The organism is Amycolatopsis sp. NPDC045836, assembly GCF_056431745.1.
In genome coordinates, this window is sequence record NZ_JBWKKF010000012.1 from 20507 (window position 1) to 36620 (window position 16114).

Sequence of the window (16114 nt, forward strand, 5' to 3'; positions counted from 1 at the left end):
AGCGCGGGTTCACCGGCAGCAGGACCGGCCCGGTCCGCGGACCCCGGGCGAAGGCGACACCATGTACGCAGTCTCGTCGTGATGCGGCTGGGAATTCCCTACAAACCGGGGCTCACCAGTTGGCGGCGTGCAGCAGGTCGGCGTACTCGTGCTCGCGCGAAGCCTGCTCCAGGTCGGAATCGACCATCATCCGCATCAGCTGGCCGAAGTCCACTTCGGGCTCCCAGCCGAGCGCGGCCTTGACCCGGGTGGTGTCGGCGCAGAGGATCTCCACCTCGGCCGGGCGCACCAGCGCCGGGTTCACCACCACGTGGTCGCGCCAGTCCAGGTCGACGTGCTCGAAGGCGATGCGCACGGCGTCGCGCACCGAGTGCATCTCCCCGGTGCCGACCACGTAGTCACCCGGCTCGTCCTGCTGCAGCATCAGGTGCATGGCCCGCACGTAGTCACCGGCGAACCCCCAGTCGCGCACCGCGTCGAGGTTGCCCAGCTCGAGCTTGTCCTGCAGGCCCAGCTTGATCTTGGCGACGGCGAGGGTGATCTTGCGGGTGACGAACTCCGCACCCCGGCGCGGGGACTCGTGGTTGAACAGCATGCCCGACACCGCGTACATGCCGAAGGACTCGCGGTAGTTCTTGGTGATGAAGTGGCCGTACGCCTTCGCCACGCCGTAGGGGCTGCGCGGGTGGAAGCTGGTGGTCTCCTTCTGCGGGGTCTCGGCCGCCTTGCCGAACATCTCCGAGGAGGACGCCTGGTAGAAGCGGATCTGCTGGCTGGCCTGCACCCGCTGCGAGCTGTTCAGCCCGCTGACCATGCGGATGGCCTCCAGCACCCGCAGCACGCCCATGCCGTTGACCTCGGTGACCAGTTCGGCCTGCTGCCAGGACATCGGCACGAAGGAGATCGCGCCGAGGTTGTACACCTCGTCCGGCTGGACCCGGTCCACCGCGGAAACCAGGCTGCCCTGGTCCATCAGGTCTCCGTCGACAAAGGACAGATCGGCGACCAGCCTGCTCACCCGCGACTTGCGCGGGTTGGCCTGGCCGCGGATCAGCCCCCAGACCTGGTACCCCTGGCTCAGCAGGTACTCGGCCAGGTAGGACCCGTCCTGCCCGGTGATCCCGGTGATCAAAGCTCGCCTGGACATCGTCTCCCTCTCCACTACTGCACAGCACTTCGGGTCGACTCCGCCCACCGCCACTTCGACTCCGGCCGCGGGTTGCACGGTAGGCGCGCGGGCACTAGGGAATGTTCGAGTCTTGGCGCCCCAGCAGGCGTTACCCTGCCTCGCGCGCGGCCGGGCCGGGACCGGCGACCGGCGAACACTAGTGATTTTCCAGCGCGGGCGGGCGGCCGGGAAAACTAGGGGTTTTGTGGCTTTCTGCGGGTTCGACTGTGACTCCGCCCGGTCGACCCGGAGAGTGCTGTGCTGCCCGAGCCCGCCCCACCCACGCTGTCCACCCTGCTGTCCGGTGTGCTGCCGCACCTGCGGCCCCACCGCCGCCGGATCGCCTGCCTGCTCCTGCTGCAGCTGTGCCAGACCGTGACCACGCTGCTGCTGCCCACCTTCAACGCGCTGATCATCGACTACGGCGTGGTCCGCGGCGACCTCGGTTACATCTGGGCCACCGGCGCGCTGATGACCGCCGTCGCCGTCGCCCAGATCGCCGCCGCCATCGGGGCCGCGCTGCTCGGCGCCAGGATCGCCGCCGCGATCGGCCGCGACCTGCGATCGTCGGTGTTCCGGCGGGTGCTCGACTTCTCCGCCCGCGAGGTCGGCCGGTTCGGCACGCCCTCGCTGATCACCCGCACGGTCAACGACGTGCAGCAGGTGCAGAACCTGGTGCTGACCACGTTCGACGTGGCCGTGATCGCGCCGATCATGTGCGTCGGCGGGCTGGTGCTGGCGTTCAACCAGGACCTGCCGCTGAGCTTCGTGCTGGTCGGGCTGATCGTCGCGGTCACCGTGGCGATCGTGGCGATGCTGGCCAGGATGGGTCCGGTGTACTCGGCTGTGCAGCGCTGCACCGACCTGATCAACCGGCTGCTGCGCGAGCGCATCACCGGGGTGCGCGTGGTCCGCGCCTTCGTCCGCGACCGCCGTGAGCACGAGCGCTTCGGTGAAGCCAACGACGAGATGTACCGGCATTCGCTGCGCGTGGGCCGGTTGATGGCCGCCATCCCGGCCGTGGTGATCATCGTGCTGAACGTGTTCACCGTCGGCCTGGTCTGGCTGGCGGGCCGGCGCATCGACGACGGCACGCTCCAGCTCGGCGCGATGACCGCGCTGCTCGGTTACCTGAGCCTGATCGTGATGTCGGTGGTGATGCTGACCATGGTGTTCACCAGCGCCCCGCGGGCGGTGGTGTCCTCCGGGCGCCTCCAGGAGGTGCTCGGCACCGAGGTCAGCGTGACCGTGCCCGCCCACCCGCTGCCCGCGCCCGGCCCGCGTGGCCGCCTCGAACTGCGGAACGCCGAATTCGGTTACCCCGGCGCGGATCTGCCCGTGCTGCGCGGGATCAGCCTGGTCGCCGAACCCGGGGAGAAGATCGCCGTCGTCGGCGGCACCGGCAGCGGCAAGACCACGCTGCTGAACCTGGTCCTGCGCCTGTTCGACGTCACCGGCGGTGCCGTGCTGGTCAACGGCGCGGACGTGCGCGAGCAGGACCCGGACGCGCTCATCCGGACCGTGGGTTTCGTGCCGCAGAAGGCGCACCTGTTCTCCGGCACCGTCGCGGGCAACCTGCGCTACGGCCGTCCCGACGCCACCGACGAGGAACTCTGGCACGCGCTGGAAGTGGTGCAGGCCAAGGAGTTCGTCGAAAACATGGACGGCGGGCTGGACGCGGTGATCGCCCAGGGCGGCACCAACGTCTCCGGTGGTCAGCGGCAACGGCTGGCGATCGCGCGGACGCTGCTGCGGCGTCCCGACATCTACCTGCTCGACGACTGCTTCTCGGCGCTGGACCACCGCACCGAGGCGGCGTTGCGCGAGAACCTCGAACCCGAACTGGCGGAGGCGACGGTGTTGCTGGTGACCCAGCGGTCCGGAAGCGCCGGGCACGCGGACCGCGTGGTGGTGCTCGACAAGGGCCTGGTCGCGACGTGACCGCCCGCCGCCTGCTCGGCCTGCTCCGGCCGCACCGCCCGCTGATCGCCGCCGTGGTCGTGCTCGGCCTGGTCTGGATCGCGCTGAACCTGATCGGCCCGAAACTGCTCGGGTACGCCACCGACGTGGTCTTCGCCGGGCTGGTCAGCGCCGGCTACCCGGCCGGTTCGTCCAAAGAGGACGTGATCGCGCAGCTGCGCGCGGACGGCCGCGACACCCTGGCCAACGTGTTCAGCACCACCGACCTGGTGCCCGGCGAGGGCGTCGACTTCGGCGCGCTGGCCGTGGTGCTGCTGGTGCTGCTCGGGGTCTACCTGGTCGCGGCGCTGTTCATGCTGTGGCGCGGGCGCCTGGTCGCGAAGATCGTGCAGCGCGTGGTCCGCGAGCTGCGCACGCAGGTGGACGCGAAGCTCAGCCGCCTGCCGATGGACCACTTCGACCGCAACGCCGGCGGTGACGTGCTCAGCCGCGCCACGAACGACGTGGACAACCTCCAGATGAGCTTCCAGCTCACCCTCGGCCAGCTGGTCAACTCGGTGTTCACCATTCTCGGCGTGCTCGCGGTGATGCTGGTCATCTCCCCGCCGCTGGCGTTGATCGTGCTGCTCAGCGTGCCGCTGGCGGCGGTCATCGCGTGGGTGATCAGCAAGCGCGCCCAGCCGCGGTTCGCCGAGCAGTGGGGCACCACCGGTGCGCTGAACGCGCACATCGAGCAGATCTACACCGGGCACTCGCTGGTCAAGGGCTTCGGCAGGCGTGAACTGGCCGAGCGCGAGTTCGACGAGCACAACGAAGCGCTCTACCGCGCCGGGTCCCGCGCGCAGTTCATCACCGGCATGATCGAGCCCGCCGCCCGGTTCGTCACCGATCTGAACTACGTGCTGGTCGCCGTGGTCGGTGCGGTGCGGGTGGCCGGCGGTTCGCTGTCCATCGGCGACGTGCAGGCGTTCATCCAGTACGCGCAGATGTTCAGCAGGCCGATCGTGGACCTGGCCAACTTCTCCGGGCAGCTGCAGTCCGGGCTGGCTTCGGCCAAGCGCATCTTCGAACTGCTCGACGCCGAGGAGCAGGCCGCCGACGCCGATCCGCCGGTGCGGCCCGGCCCCACGCGCGGGCACGTGGTCTTCGACCGGGTCAGCTTCCGCTACCTGCCGGGCAAACCGCTGATCGAGGACCTGTCGCTGACCGCGGAACCCGGGCAGGTCGTGGCGATCGTCGGGCCGACCGGCGCGGGCAAGACCACGCTCGGCAACCTGCTGCTGCGGTTCTACGAACTCGACGGCGGGCGCATCCTGCTCGACGGCGAGGACATCGCGCTGATGGCCAAGGAGGACCTGCGCGGCCGGATCGGCCTGGTGGCGCAGGACGCGTGGCTGTTCCACGGCACGATCGCGGAGAACATCGCCTACGGCCGCCCGGACGCCACCCGCACCGAAGTGGTGGCGGCGGCGGAGGCGACCGGGGTGGACCGGTTCGTGCGGACGCTGCCCGGCGGCTACGACACCCTGCTCGACGACGAAACCGCCACCGTCAGCGCCGGGGAGAAGCAGCTGATCACGCTGGCCAGGGCGTTCCTGGTCAAGCCGTCGCTGCTGGTGCTGGACGAGGCGACCAGTTCCATCGACACCGAGACCGAAGCCCGCGTGCAGCGCGCGATGGGTTCGCTGCGCGAAGGCCGCACCTGCTTCGTCATCGCGCACCGGCTGTCCACCGTGCGCAACGCCGACCTGATCGTGGTGATGGACGGCGGGCGGCTGGTCGAACGCGGCACGCACGACGAACTGCTCGCCGCGGAGGGTGTCTACGCGCGCCTGCACGCCGCTTCGTCGGCGACGCCGGTGGACCTGATTTCCTAGCGATCACCCTAGTCCGAGCGGGGAAACCCGGGGGTGGACCAGTCGTCCCGGCTGTGGCGTGCGCAACACCCCCTCCCCGCTGAGCAGGTAAAAGGAGCGAACAGGGGAGCCGTAGGGGTTATGCGTTGCGTATCGGTTTCATTACCGTCACAGCCGTGGCGAAGTTGGTTATTAACGCCCCGCATCCGGTTTCGAGGGAAGAAGTAGGGCCAGCCGCATGAACGAAGCGCTCGCAGTGAAGCAGACCTGCCCGTTCCCGCTGGCGCGGGACCGCGACCACGTGCTCGACCTCCCGCTGGACTACCGGCGGATGCGCCGCGAGGAACCGATCGTGCGCGTCACCCTGCCGTCGGGTGAGCAGGCCTGGCTGGTCAGCCGGTACGCCGACGTCAAGCTGGTGCTCTCCGACGAGCGGTTCAGCTCCCGGGTGGCCGCCCCCGGCTTCCCCAAGGGCTTCTACTTCCCGGTGGACCCGCAGCCGGGGGCCTTCGTCGCGGTGGACCCGCCCGAGCACACCCGGTACCGCCGGATGATCATGGGGCAGTTCACCAAGAAGCGCGCCGAATCGCTGCGCCCGGAGATCCAGCAGATCGTCGACGAGCACATCGACAAGCTGCTCGCCGGGCCGAAGCCGGTCAACCTGGTGACCGCCTTCGCCCGGCCGATCCCGCTGATGGTGGTCTGCGACCTGCTCGGCGTGCCCTACGGCGACCGGCTCGCCTTCGGCCGCTGGATCAACACCCTGGTCGAGGCGAACCCGAGCCCGGCCGCGCGCAACGCCTCCGCGGCGGCGTTGTTCGGCTACATGAACAAGCTGGTGGCCGACAAGGAGCGCAAGCCGACCGACGACGTGCTCGGCAGGCTGGCGGGCGAGCAGATCCGCAAGGGCGAGCTGAGCCGAAACGAGGCCGTGGTCATCGGCATGATGCTGCTGTCCGCCGGCTACGACACCACCGCCAGTTCGCTTTCGCTGAGCGTGCTCGCGCTGCTGCAGAACCCGGACCAGATGAAGCTGTTGCGCGAGGACCCGGAGATCACCGTCAGCGCCGTCGAAGAGCTGCTGCGCCACCAGAACGTCATGCAGCACGGCGTGGCACGCGTGGCGGTCGAAGACGTGGAGCTGGCCGGGCAGACGGTGCGGGCGGGTGAGGGCGTGATCGCACTGACCTCCTCCGCCGACCGGGACGACGAGATGTACCCCGACGCCGACCAGCTGGACCTGAGCCGCGGCGGCAGCAACCCGCTCGCCTTCGGCTACGGCATCCACAGCTGCATCGCGAAGTTCCTGGCCCGCGTGGAAATGCAGATCGCCCTGAGCACCCTGGTCCGCCGCATCCCGACGCTGGAGCTGGCGGCGAAGCCGGAGGAGCTGGAATTCCGCAACCCGTCCGCGATGGTCTACAGCGTGAACGAATTACCGGTCACCTGGTGACCGGAAAACTCCTTGGCACGCCACACCCCACACCGGAATGCGCCACCTGGCGACCACCCGCGGGTCACCAGGCGGCAACACTCCCCGCCACACGCGAAGACACCCAAACACCTCGGTGCGCCACCCCCACACCACGACCCAGCACCCAGTGACCCACCCGCGCGAGTCACCAGGCGGCAACATTCCCCGCCACACGCGAAGACGCAAACCACCCGAACACCCCGGCACGCCACACCGGAATCCGTCCTGGTGCCTGCTCGCACGAGTAATCGGCCGGAAACACTTCGTGCCGATTCACCCGCCTTCGCGGCCATTTGACGTGACCGCGCCCACACCCAGCTGAAATCGGGTCGCAAACTGTCGGCGCCCGCCCATAGCATCGGCGACCGTAATCACCCGACCGCGAGTCAGTCCGGGCCGTGCCCGGTTCGTCGTGGGGGCAGACGGCGGGTGATCCAGGCTTCGATCGTGCTCGATCGCTCACCCACGCCCGAACGGATTCCGATGACAGCAAACCCGGCCCAGGCGCCGGACAACGACAAACTCGACAGCGCCGTGCTCAAGGTCGCCGCCGTCGTGGTGCTCGGCTCGATCATGGCCATCCTGGACACCACGGTGGTCAACGTCGCGCTCCAGGCGCTCACCCTGGAGTTCAAGACCTCGCTGGCCACCATCCAGTGGATCGCCACCGGCTACATGCTGGCGCTGGCCACGGTCATCCCGGTCACCGGCTGGGCCTCCGACCGGTTCGGCACCAAGCGCCTCTACCTGCTGGCGATCGTCCTGTTCCTGGTCGGCTCGATGCTGGCCGGGCTGGCCTGGAACATCGAGTCGCTGATCGCCTTCCGGGTGGTCCAGGGCCTCGGCGGCGGCATGCTGATGCCCGCCGGCATGACCATCCTGACCAAAACCGCCGGTCCGCACCGGGTCGGCCGGGTGATGGCGGTGCTCGGCGTGCCGATGCTGCTCGGCCCGATCGGCGGCCCGATCCTGGGCGGCTGGCTGGTCGACTCGGTCAGCTGGCGCTGGATCTTCTACATCAACGTGCCGATCGGCGTGCTCGCGCTGCTGCTGGCGTGGCGGCTGCTGCCCTCGGACAAGCCGGAACCGGCCGAGCGGTTCGACTTCCCCGGCATGCTGATGCTCTCCCCCGGCCTGGCGGCGCTGATCTACGGCGTGTCGGACATCCCGGCCGCGGGCGGGGTCACCGCGGTCAGCGTGTGGCTGCCCGGCCTCGGCGGCATCGCGCTGATCGCCGGGTTCATCGTGCGGGCGCTGCGCGTGCCGAACCCGCTGGTGGACCTGACGTTGTTCCGCAACCGCACGTTCACCGTCGCGATGATCAGCAACACCTTCTTCTGCATCGCCTTCTTCGGCGCCATGCTGCTGTTCCCGACCTACTTCGTGCTGGTGCGCGGGGAGTCGGCGCTGCAGGCCGGGTTGCTGCTGGCGCCGCAGGGCATCGGCGCGATGCTGACCATGCCGATCGGCGGCAGGCTCGCGGACAAGATCGGCGCGGGCAAGGTGGTGCTGCCGGGCATGGTGCTGATCGTCGGCAGCATGGTCATGTTCACCATCGTCGGCGCGGACACCCCGTACTGGCAGCTGCTGGCGGCGCTGTTCGTGATGGGGATGGGCATGGGGTGCACGATGATGCCGATCATGACCGCCGCGCTGCAGACGCTGACGCAGCAGAAGGTCGCCCGCGCCTCCTCGGCGGCGAACATCGTCCAGCAGACCGCCGGCGCCATCGGCTCGGCGGTGATGTCGATCATCCTGGCCGGCCTGCTCGCCGGCAAGTTCGGCGTGCCGACCAGCGAAGGGCAGCTGGCCGCCACCGCCGCCCTGATGAACCCGGCGACCCACGACCAGGCCGCCACCCTGGCCGCCGACTCGTTCGCCACCACCTTCACCTGGGCCATGGTGCTCATCGCCCTGTGCTTCATCCCGGCCCTGTTCCTGCCGCGCACACCCCCGACCCCACCCACCCCCGAGGGCCCCAACTCCGGCACCGGCTCCGATACCCAACCGCCGGCCATCCTCATCCACTGACGCTTCGCGGCGCCCCGCTCCCCCGGGACGCCGCGACCACCTGGTGCGGCGCCCCCACCAACCGGGGGCGCCGCACCACAATGCGCTCCGCCCGCCTTTCGAGCCGAACCGCCACCCCACGGCTCATTCGCCTCACGCTCGCAGAAGCGAAGCACCAACTCCCGGTGCGCGAACTGCAAACCCTCACCGGAATGGTGAACCCACACAAAACGCGCAGTTGAGCAGCACCTCTACCCACAGCAGCATGCCGATTCACTCGATGGGGACCCGTATCCGCTCTCCTGGTCGTTGCCCGGCGCCCGCTCCGAATGCCAGCGTCTGTACCAAGCGACGAGAGAGCAGGTATCCAGCATGCAGGCCTTCACCCTGCCCGAGTTCTACCTGCCGTACCCGGCCAGGTTGAACCCCCACCTCGAACGCGCCCGTGCGCACAGCATGCGGTGGGCCCGCGACCTGGGCATGCTCGACGCCCCCACGCCGGGCGGCGGGCTGGTCTGGGACGAGGACGCCCTCGCCCGGATGGATTACGCGCTCATGTGCGCCTACACCCACCCCGACTGCGACGGCCCCGCCCTCGACCTGATCACCGACTGGTACGTCTGGGTCTTCTTCTTCGACGACCACTTCCTCGAACAGTTCAAGTACTCCCGCGACCTCACCGGCGCCAAGGCCTACCTCGACCGCCTCGAACGGTTCATGACCGGCCACCCGCCCGAGCCGGCCAACCCCGCCGAGGCCGGGCTCAAGGACCTCTGGGCCCGCACCATCCCCGCCATGTCGGACGGCTGGCGCCGCCGCTTCACCACCAGCACGCACAACCTGATGGTCGAGTCCATGTGGGAACTGGACAACATCAACCGCGGGCGGATCGCGAACCCGATCGAGTACGTGCAGATGCGCCGCCGGGTGGGCGGGGCGCCGTGGTCGGCGAACCTGGTCGAGTACGTCTCGGCCGAGGTGCCGGACGGGCTGGCCGCCACCCGCCCGCTGGAGGTCCTGCGCGACAGCTTCTCCGACGCCATCCACCTCCGCAACGACCTGTTCTCCTACCAGCGCGAGGTCCGGGAAGAGGGTGAGAACTCCAACGCCGTCCTGGTCTTCGAGAAGTTCTTCGACTGCACCACCCAGCAAGCCGCCGAGCTGGTGAACGAGCTGCTCACCTCCCGCCTGCAGCAGTTCGAGAACACCGCGCTCACCGAGATCCCCACCCTGCTCGCCACCACCGGCACCCCACCGCCGGAACAACTGGCCGTCGCCGCCTACCTCAAGGGGTTGCAGGACTGGCAGGCGGGCGGCCACGAATGGCACGAGCGCTCCAGCCGCTACATGAACGACGTCACCGCTGCCAGGGAGAACCCGCTCGGCGGCCCGCGGGGACTGGGCACCTCCGCGAGCAAGCTGGTCTTCGAACCCGGGGCGCGCACCTGGGTCCGCCAGCACTCGAACCAGCCGCACCGGCCGGTCGGCCCGCTGCCGCTGCCCGGGATCCGCATGCCGTTCCCCGTCCACACCAGCCCGAACCTGCCCGCCGCCCGCGAGCACACGGTCGCCTGGGCCCGCGAGATGGGCATGCTCGACGACACCCCGAAGGTGTGGGACGAACGGCGCCTGCGTGGCATCGACCTGCCGCACTGCGCGGCGATGATCCACCCCGACGCCAAACCGGACCAGCTCGACCTGTCCTCGGCCTGGCTCACCTGGGGCACCTACGGCGACGACTACTTCCCGCTGGTCTTCGGCGCCCGCCGCGACCCGGCCGCCGCCCGCGCCTGTGACGCCCGCCTGGCGCTGTTCATGCCCGAACCGGGGGAATCCGGCCCGGCCCCGGAGAACCCGATCGAACGCGGGCTGGCCGACCTCTGGCAGCGCACCGCCGGCCCGATGTCGGGCACGCACCGGCAGCGCTTCCGCGAAGCCGTCCGGAAGATGACCGCGAGCTGGGTGTGGGAGGTGGAGAACCAGGCGCAGCACCGCATCCCGGACCCGATCGACTACGTGGAGATGCGGCGCCGGACCTTCGGCTCGGACATGACGGTGAGCCTGGCGAAACTTTCCCACGCCACCGAAATACCGGCCCCCATCCTCGAGCACCGCACCATGCACGAGCTGGAAACCGCGGCCATGGACTTCGCCTGCTTCGTCAACGACCTGTACTCGTACCAGAAGGAGATCGAGTTCGAGGGCGAGGCGCACAACCTGGTGCTCGTGGTGGAGAACTTCCTCGGCGTGGACCGCTTCAAGGCCGCCGAGTTCGTCGCGAAGCTGATGGACGCGCGCCTGGCGGAGTTCGAGCACATCGTCGCGAACGAACTCGCGGTCATGTACGAGGAGCTGGAACTGGCCCCCGGCGTCCGGCGCGTGCTGTCCGCGCACGCCGAGCACCTCAAGGACTGGATGTCCGGCATCCTCGAATGGCACCGCCGGTGCGTGCGCTACACCGAACCGGAGCTCAGGCAGGTGCAACGCGATTTCGGCGTGCCGGTCAACCACGCCTTCCCGGCCACCGGCCTCGGGACCTCCGCCGCCCGCATCCTGGACGCGGTGGCGGTGCGGTGAGCACCCGGCCGCGCCAGGCGATCAGGGGCGCTTGGCGCGGCTCGGGGCCACCCACGGATCTCCGCGCCCCGGCACGCGGGCGCACGCACCACGCGCCGAACACCGTCTTGTGCGTGGACGTGCAGCCCGCCTGAACCAGAGGTCTCCAGCCACGGCGGCGCCGTTTCCGCGCGTCCGGTGAGGTGGTCTCCACCTCGACCCGCCGGTGGCGATCACGGTCGTCCGGCACCCCCGAACAACGCCTTCAGCTCCGCCGGGGCCACCTCTTCGAGCTGGGCGTAGGTGCACGACTCCGGGTCGCGGTCGGGCCGGAAGCGGACCAGCCTGCCGCCGTGCCGGAACCGCCCGGCCAGCACGTGCTCGTAGCGCACCTCGGCCACCCGTTCGGTGCGCAGCGGTTCCCACGAAAGGTCCTTCTTGCCGGTCCACCGGCTGACCCCGCCGGGCATGCGGCCACCGAGGTGCGCCTGCGCTTCGGCCCAGTCGCGCCACGGGTGCTGCGCGAGCGCGTTCTCCCGCAGCGGCGCCAGTTCGCCGACGAGTTCCCGGCGCCGTTCGGCGGTGAAGCTGCTGGCCACGCCGACGTGGTGCAGCCTGCCGTCGTCGTCGAAGAGGCCGAGCAGCAGCGAGCCGACGCTCTCGCCGTCCTTGTGCCAGCGGAACCCGGCGACCACGCAGTCGGCCGTGCGCTCGTGCTTGACCTTCCACATCACCCGCTTGTCCTGCTCGTACGGCAGGTCGCCGGGCTTGGCCATCACCCCGTCGAACCCGGCGCCCTCGAACCGGGTGAACCAGTCCTCGGCCACCGCCGGGTCGTCGGTGACCGGGGTGAGCACGATCTGCGACAACGCGCCGGAGAGCAGGCCCGTCAGCAGGCGGCGGCGTTCGGCGAACGGCTCCTCGGTCAGGTCGCGGTCGCCGAGCGCGAGCAGGTCGAAGGCGACGAAGCTGGCCGGCGTCTCCACGGCCAGCTTCTGCACGCGGGACGCGGCGGGGTGCAGCCGGTTCTGCAGGGTGTCGAAGTCCAGCCCGGAGCCGGTGACCACGACGATCTCACCGTCGACCACGCACCGCGGTGGCAACGCGGCCCGCAGCAGGTCCACCAGCTCGGGGAAGTAGCGGGTGAGCGGGCGGTCGTTGCGCGAGCCCAGCTCGACCTCGTCGCCGTCGCGGAAGACGATGCAGCGGAAGCCGTCCCACTTCGGCTCGTACAGCACGCCGGGGCCACGCGGCACAGCACGGACGGACTTGGCCAGCATCGGCTTGACCGGCGGCAGCACGGGGAGGTCCACGCTCGGATCGTAGGCCGTGAGCAGCGAAAAGGGATCAGGGAACTTCAGTCAGCCGGGCGAGGGCCCCGACCAGCGGCGCCAGCTCGGGCAGTTCCCCGGCCTCGGCGAGCGCCCGCGAAAGGGTGCGGTCGTGCGTGGGCCGGGCCTCGCCGAGCAGCGCCTGCCCGGCCGCGGTCACCTCGGTGTAGATGCCGCGGCGATCGGTCGGGCACAGGTAGCGCTGGAGCAGGCCGCGGTCCTCCAACCTGCTCACCAGCCGCGTGGTCGCCGACTGGCTCAGCACCACGGCACCGGCGAGCTGGGTCATCCGCAGGTGGAAGCCGTCCTGGCGGGCCAGCACGTCGAGCACGGTGTACTCGCTCACCGACAGCTCGTGCTCGCGCTGCAGCGAGCGCTCCAGCTGGTCCTCGATGCGGGCGTGCAACGCGGCCAGGGTGCGCCAGCCCTGGGCGCGGGCCTCCACGGCGTCATCGGGCAGTGACACGGTTCACCACTCCTCGGGGCGCACCCCTGTTCGTTGCGTGCTAGCGTAGCCATCGTTGGCAATTACCCGCGTCTGCAACTATTGCTCACGCCGGTAACTGCTCCGCACCAGGATAGCGCTCCGGACTGCCGTCCGCGCCGATCTCCGGGATGCTGGACCGGAGCGGTCCCCCGGTCCAGCACCGTCCACTCAGCACAGGAAGGAAGAGCCGCCATGACCGGCATACCCACCGTCACCCTGAACAACGGCGTAGCCATGCCGCAGCTCGGGTACGGGGTGTTCCAGGTGCCCGACGCGGAGACCACCGCCGCGGTCACCACCGCGCTCGAAGCCGGGTACCGCAGCATCGACACCGCGACCGCCTACGGCAACGAGCGCGGGGTCGGGCAGGCGCTGGCCGACTCCGGCATCCGGCGCGAGGACCTGTTCGTCACCACCAAGCTGTGGAACTCCGACCAGGGCTACGACCGGGCGCTGCGGGCGTTCGACACCAGCATGGGCCAGCTCGGCCTCGACTACCTCGACCTTTACCTGATCCACTGGCCCACCCCCGAGCGCGGCCGCTACGTGGAGACCTGGCGCGCGCTGGAGAAACTGCACTCCGACGGCCGCGTCCGCGCGATCGGCGTGTCGAACTTCCAGCCGTCGCACCTGGACGAACTGGCGCGGCACAGCTCGGTGGTGCCCGCGGTGAACCAGGTCGAGGTGCACCCGTACCTGCAGCAGGCCGAGGTCCGCGAATACGGCGAGCGGCACGGCATCGTCACCGAGGCGTGGAGCCCGCTGGCCAAGGGCGGCGACCTGCTCGCCGACCCGGTGGTGCGCGAACTGGCCGAAAAGCACGGCCGCACCCCGGCGCAGGTGGTGCTGCGCTGGCACCTGCAGCTGGGCAACGTGGTCATCCCCAAGTCGGTGACCCCGGAGCGCATCCGCGAGAACCTGGCGGTGTTCGACTTCACGCTGGCCGACGAGGACCTCGCCGCGCTGGGTTCGCTCGACCGCGGGGAGCGCACCGGCCCGGATCCCGACACCTTCAACGTGGTCTGAGGCGAGCATGCGACTGGATCTGAGCGGCAAGACCGCGCTGGTCACCGGGTCGAGCCAGGGCATCGGGCTGGCCATCGCCACCGGGCTGGCGCGGGCCGGTGCCCGGGTGGCGGTGAACGGGCGGAAGCAGTCCGCGGTGGACGAGGCGGTGGCCCGGGTGCGCGCCGCGGGCGGTGAAGCCGTGGCGGCGGTCGCGGACGTGGCGTCCGAGCAGGGCGTCGCGGAGCTGACCGGGCAGCTGCCCGAAGTCGACGTCCTGGTCAACAACCTCGGCATCTTCGGCGCGCGGCCCCCGCTGGAGATCAGCGACGACGAGTGGCGCCGCTACTTCGAGGTGAACGTGCTGTCCGCGGTGCGGCTCACCCGCGCCTACCTGCCCGGCATGACCGGCCGCGGGTGGGGCCGCATCCTCAACATCGCCAGCGACTCCGCCGTGGTCATCCCGGCCGAGATGATCCACTACGGCGTCTCCAAGACGGCGCTGCTCGGGGTTTCACGGGGCTTCGCGAAGGAGGCGGCGGGCACCGGGGTCACCGTGAACTCGGTGATCGCGGGCCCGACGCACACCGGCGGCGTGGAGGACTTCGTCTACCAGCTGGTGGACCGCTCGCTGCCGTGGGACGAGGCGCAGCGCGAGTTCATGCGGCTGCACCGGCCGCAGTCGCTGCTGCAGCGGCTGATCGAGCCGGAGGAGATCGCCAACCTGGTGGTCTACCTCAGCTCGCCGCTGGCGTCGGCGACCACCGGCGCCGCCGTCCGGGTGGACGGCGGCTACGTCGACTCCATCGTTCCCTGAGCGGCGTGCCGGGGGTGGGGCGGCCTCCGCCGGAGGTGCTCCACCCCCCGCAGCGCCGCCGCCGGGCTGGTGGCGCACGCCTGGATCCCCCGGTGGGCCAGGTCCGCGGCCAGCGCCCCGGCGAACGCCCCCACCGCGGCCGCCGCCGCGGTGCCGAGGACGCCGCCGTCCGCGTCGGTGGTGAACACGACGGAGCCGCCATCGCGGACGAGCGGCAGCAACCGTTGCGCGGTGAAGAAGGCGCCCTTCGCGTTGACGTCGAAGACCCGGTCGTACTCGGCTTCGGCGACCTCCCCGAACGGCACCGCGGAGGAGCACCGGACGGTGAGGAACACCGCGTCCACCGCACCGAGCCGGTCCGCGACGACCCCGCCCAGCGCGTCGACGTCGGCCATGCTCGTGACGTCCGAGCGCAGCACGAACGCCCGCGGCCCCAGTGCGTCGCGGGCCACCTCGACCTTGCGCTCGTCGCGGCCGGTGAGCAGCACCTGGCCCTCGCCGGCGAGCACCGCCCGCGCGATCGCCAGCCCCACGCCGTGCGTGCCGCCGGTGACCACCGCCCGTGCTGTCACGGGGCTTCCCGCAGCAGGCGCACCACGCCGGCCGCGTCCTCGTCGCCGTGGCCCCGCGCCACCCACTCCCGGAACAGGGGGAGCAGCGGTTCCATCAGGTCCGGCCGCACGCCCTGCTCCCGGCTGGCCTCGATCAGGTTCGGGAACGCCTTGGCCTGCATGGCCAGGTTCGACACCACGTCCTCGTTGAACACGTCGCGGTCGATCCGGTCGGCGGCCTCGGTGACCGTTCCCGACATCGCCTCCAGCCACGGCATCAGCAGCTTCGAGAATTCCGTCGCCGAGATGCCCTCCGAGCCGATCAGCGCGAAGGCGTGCAGCGCGCCCGAGTGCAGCCCGTACATCCCGCTGAGCAACGCCAGGTCGTACAGCGCCGCCAGCCCCGCGTCCCGGCCGACGAACTGCACCCCGCCGAAGGACGCGAGCAGGTCGTGGTGCGCCTTGACCGCGCTCTCCGAACCGGAGTACAGCACGAAGGCGTGCTCGGTGCCGACGCCCGGCGGAACCGCCATGATGCCGCCGTCGACGTACTCGGCGCCCAGCGCGGTCACGCGTTCCTCCAGCTCACGCGCCTGCCGCGGGGTGCCGTTGGTCAGGTTGACCAGCACCCGCCCGCGCAGCCGGTCACCGGCCGCGTCGAGCAGTTCGGCGACCGCCTCGTTGTCGACCACGCAGAGGATCACCACTTCGCTCGCCTCGAACGCCTCCGCCAGGCTCGCCGCTTCACGGACCTCCGGGAGCCCGGCGGCCTTGCCGGGGGTGCGGTTCCACACCGTGGTCGGGAAACCGTTGCGCAGCAGGGCCGCGGCGAGCGCCCGGCCCATGTCGCCCAGTCCGGCGACGGTGACGCGGGTGGAGTTCTCCGTCATCGTTCCTCTTCTCGATCGGTGTCCGTTGACGGTTCCCACCGTGCGCCAC

At 70.4% G+C, this 16114-nt stretch carries 12 protein-coding genes; 7 read left to right on the forward strand and 5 right to left on the reverse strand.

What is annotated here, in order from left to right:
• Positions 1-112: 112 nt before the first annotated feature.
• The gene (locus tag AC07EG_RS23095) at positions 113-1147 is read right to left on the reverse strand and encodes a GDP-mannose 4,6-dehydratase (RefSeq protein ID WP_478255230.1); all 1035 of its coding nucleotides are present in this window, start codon (positions 1145-1147) and stop codon (positions 113-115) included.
• 279 nt (positions 1148-1426) lie between these two features.
• Between AC07EG_RS23095 and AC07EG_RS23100 the strand changes: the two genes are divergently transcribed.
• The 5 genes from AC07EG_RS23100 (at position 1427) to AC07EG_RS23120 (ending at position 11005) form a co-directional block, all read left to right on the forward strand.
• On the forward strand, positions 1427-3109 hold the full coding sequence (locus AC07EG_RS23100; RefSeq protein WP_478255231.1) for an ABC transporter ATP-binding protein: 1683 nt from the start codon (positions 1427-1429) through the stop codon (positions 3107-3109).
• Positions 3106-4965 (forward strand): ABC transporter ATP-binding protein, encoded by a 1860-nt coding sequence (locus tag AC07EG_RS23105; protein ID WP_478255232.1) that lies wholly within the window; start codon positions 3106-3108, stop codon positions 4963-4965. The genes AC07EG_RS23100 and AC07EG_RS23105 overlap by 4 nt, the downstream gene beginning before the upstream one ends.
• A 217-nt stretch (positions 4966-5182) precedes the next feature.
• A complete protein-coding gene (locus AC07EG_RS23110; protein WP_478255233.1) occupies positions 5183-6397 on the forward strand; it encodes a cytochrome P450 in 1215 nt (404 codons plus the stop codon).
• Between the two features lie 504 nt (positions 6398-6901).
• Positions 6902-8449, forward strand: coding sequence for a DHA2 family efflux MFS transporter permease subunit (locus tag AC07EG_RS23115; RefSeq protein ID WP_478255234.1), 1548 nt, complete (start codon positions 6902-6904; stop codon positions 8447-8449).
• 351 nt (positions 8450-8800) lie between these two features.
• A complete protein-coding gene (locus AC07EG_RS23120) occupies positions 8801-11005 on the forward strand; it encodes a terpene synthase family protein (RefSeq protein ID WP_478255235.1) in 2205 nt (734 codons plus the stop codon).
• 212 nt (positions 11006-11217) lie between these two features.
• Here AC07EG_RS23120 and AC07EG_RS23125 read toward each other — a convergent pair whose 3' ends face one another.
• Positions 11218-12297 carry an ATP-dependent DNA ligase gene (locus tag AC07EG_RS23125; protein ID WP_478255236.1) on the reverse strand — a complete coding sequence of 360 codons (1080 nt, stop codon included), beginning with the start codon at positions 12295-12297 and terminating at the stop codon, positions 11218-11220.
• 34 nt (positions 12298-12331) lie between these two features.
• Complete coding sequence (locus tag AC07EG_RS23130; protein WP_478255237.1) at positions 12332-12781, reverse strand: MarR family winged helix-turn-helix transcriptional regulator; 450 nt, start codon at positions 12779-12781, stop codon at positions 12332-12334.
• A 213-nt stretch (positions 12782-12994) separates the two neighbouring features.
• On the opposite strand from AC07EG_RS23130, the gene AC07EG_RS23135 reads away from it, so the two are divergent.
• Complete coding sequence (locus tag AC07EG_RS23135; RefSeq protein ID WP_478255238.1) at positions 12995-13828, forward strand: aldo/keto reductase; 834 nt, start codon at positions 12995-12997, stop codon at positions 13826-13828.
• A gap of 7 nt (positions 13829-13835) precedes the next feature.
• Positions 13836-14624 carry an SDR family NAD(P)-dependent oxidoreductase gene (locus AC07EG_RS23140; protein ID WP_478255239.1) on the forward strand — a complete coding sequence of 263 codons (789 nt, stop codon included), beginning with the start codon at positions 13836-13838 and terminating at the stop codon, positions 14622-14624.
• Here AC07EG_RS23140 and AC07EG_RS23145 read toward each other — a convergent pair.
• Together AC07EG_RS23145 and AC07EG_RS23150 are read right to left on the reverse strand one after the other, a co-directional pair.
• Positions 14600-15196 carry an SDR family NAD(P)-dependent oxidoreductase gene (locus AC07EG_RS23145; RefSeq protein ID WP_478255240.1) on the reverse strand — a complete coding sequence of 199 codons (597 nt, stop codon included), beginning with the start codon at positions 15194-15196 and terminating at the stop codon, positions 14600-14602. The two genes, AC07EG_RS23140 and AC07EG_RS23145, sit on opposite strands and share 25 nt — an antisense overlap.
• A complete protein-coding gene (locus tag AC07EG_RS23150) occupies positions 15193-16104 on the reverse strand; it encodes an NAD(P)-dependent oxidoreductase (RefSeq protein WP_478255241.1) in 912 nt (303 codons plus the stop codon). Before AC07EG_RS23150 ends, AC07EG_RS23145 begins: the two co-directional genes overlap by 4 nt.
• Positions 16105-16114: the final 10 nt, after the last annotated feature.

Bases quoted from the DNA above. Each gene is read 5' to 3' on its own strand.
- AC07EG_RS23095 (WP_478255230.1), bottom strand. From the start codon at position 1,147: ATGTCCAGGCGAGCTTTGATCACCGGGATCACCGGGCAGGACGGGTCC.
- AC07EG_RS23110 (WP_478255233.1), top strand. From the start codon at position 5,183: ATGAACGAAGCGCTCGCAGTGAAGCAGACCTGCCCGTTCCCGCTGGCG.
- AC07EG_RS23115 (WP_478255234.1), top strand. From the start codon at position 6,902: ATGACAGCAAACCCGGCCCAGGCGCCGGACAACGACAAACTCGACAGC.
- AC07EG_RS23120 (WP_478255235.1), top strand. From the start codon at position 8,801: ATGCAGGCCTTCACCCTGCCCGAGTTCTACCTGCCGTACCCGGCCAGG.
- AC07EG_RS23135 (WP_478255238.1), top strand. From the start codon at position 12,995: ATGACCGGCATACCCACCGTCACCCTGAACAACGGCGTAGCCATGCCG.
- AC07EG_RS23140 (WP_478255239.1), top strand. From the start codon at position 13,836: ATGCGACTGGATCTGAGCGGCAAGACCGCGCTGGTCACCGGGTCGAGC.